We start from the raw sequence: 1,664 nt of genomic DNA on the forward strand, positions 1-1,664 counted from the left end.
GTCCTTCATCGCCTCTGAGAGCCTAGGCATCCCCCATACGCCCTTATTTTGCTTATTGTATTCTTTTTGCTTTGATTATTACTAACCAAAACGTGTTCTTTCTACTTTTTAAATGTATTTTTATCTCAATATGTCAATGAACTTTTGTCCGTTAGGACCTGTGGAGAATATCGGAGTCGAACCGATGACCTCCTGCGTGCAAGGCAGGCGCTCTAGCCAGCTGAGCTAATCCCCCAATCTTAGTGATGAGTTATTAGTTATGAGTTATGAGTATCATAACCTCTCAACCCCTAGAATTTCCTTTAAGCTTTAAAAAGTAGTCCCGGGCAGACTCGAACTGCCGACCCCTACATTATCAGTGTAGTACTCTAACCAGCTGAGCTACGAGACTCTGTATTTTAAGCCTTATTTCTTTGAATTAACAGCAAGAGTAAAAAAAATCCTAATCATCATTCCTATCACCTTTTATCGTCTCTAGAAAGGAGGTGTTCCAGCCGCACCTTCCGGTACGGCTACCTTGTTACGACTTAGCCCTAGTTACCAGTTTTACCCTAGGCAGCTCCTTGCGGTCACCGACTTCAGGTACCCCCAGCTTCCATGGCTTGACGGGCGGTGTGTACAAGGCCCGGGAACGTATTCACCGCAGCATGGCTGATCTGCGATTACTAGCGAATCCAGCTTCACGGAGTCGAGTTGCAGACTCCGATCCGAACTGAGAACGGTTTTATAGATTCGCTCCTACTTGCGTAGTGGCTGCTCTCTGTACCGTCCATTGTAGCACGTGTGTAGCCCAAGGCGTAAGGGCCGTGATGATTTGACGTCATCCCCACCTTCCTCACAGTTTGCACTGGCAGTCTTGCTAGAGTTCCCGACATGACTCGCTGGCAACTAACAACAGGGGTTGCGCTCGTTATAGGACTTAACCTGACACCTCACGGCACGAGCTGACGACAACCATGCAGCACCTTGAAAGACGTCCGAAGAAAGATCTATTTCTAAATCTGTCGTCTCCCATTTAAGCCTTGGTAAGGTTCCTCGCGTATCATCGAATTAAACCACATGCTCCTCCGCTTGTGCGGGCCCCCGTCAATTCCTTTGAGTTTCACTCTTGCGAGCGTACTCCCCAGGTGGGATACTTATCACTTTCGCTTAGCCACTCAGATTGCTCCAAACAGCTAGTATCCATCGTTTACGGCGTGGACTACCAGGGTATCTAATCCTGTTCGCTCCCCACGCTTTCGTCCATCAGCGTCAATGTACTCGTAGTAACCTGCCTTCGCAATTGGTATTCCATGTAATCTCTAAGCATTTCACCGCTACACTACATATTCTAGTTACTTCCAAGTAATTCAAGTTCTACAGTATCAATGGCCGTTTGATCGTTGAGCGACCAGATTTCACCACTGACTTATAAAACCGCCTACGGACCCTTTAAACCCAATGATTCCGGATAACGCTTGGATCCTCCGTATTACCGCGGCTGCTGGCACGGAGTTAGCCGATCCTTATTCTTACAGTACCGTCAAGTTCCCTCACGAGGGAGTGTTTCTTCCTGTACAAAAGCAGTTTACAATCCATAGGACCGTCATCCTGCACGCGGCATGGCTGGTTCAGGCTTGCGCCCATTGACCAATATTCCTCACTGCTGCCTCCCGTAGGAGTCT

Annotated in this window: 2 tRNA genes and 1 rRNA gene; all 3 read right to left on the reverse strand. The window is 48.0% G+C overall.

From position 1 onward, the window contains the following. Positions 1–161: 161 nt before the first annotated feature. Positions 162–235, reverse strand: a tRNA-Ala gene (locus tag ACFO7M_RS16270). An 82-nt stretch (positions 236–317) separates the two neighbouring features. Beyond that, positions 318–391 (reverse strand) — tRNA-Ile (locus ACFO7M_RS16275). An 87-nt stretch (positions 392–478) separates the two neighbouring features. Beyond that, positions 479–1,664 (reverse strand): 16S ribosomal RNA (locus ACFO7M_RS16280); the annotation flags it as partial.

The organism is Flavobacterium sp. GCM10023249 (assembly GCF_042653365.1).
In the GTDB taxonomy this organism is placed as follows: Bacteria; Bacteroidota; Bacteroidia; order Flavobacteriales; family Flavobacteriaceae; genus Flavobacterium.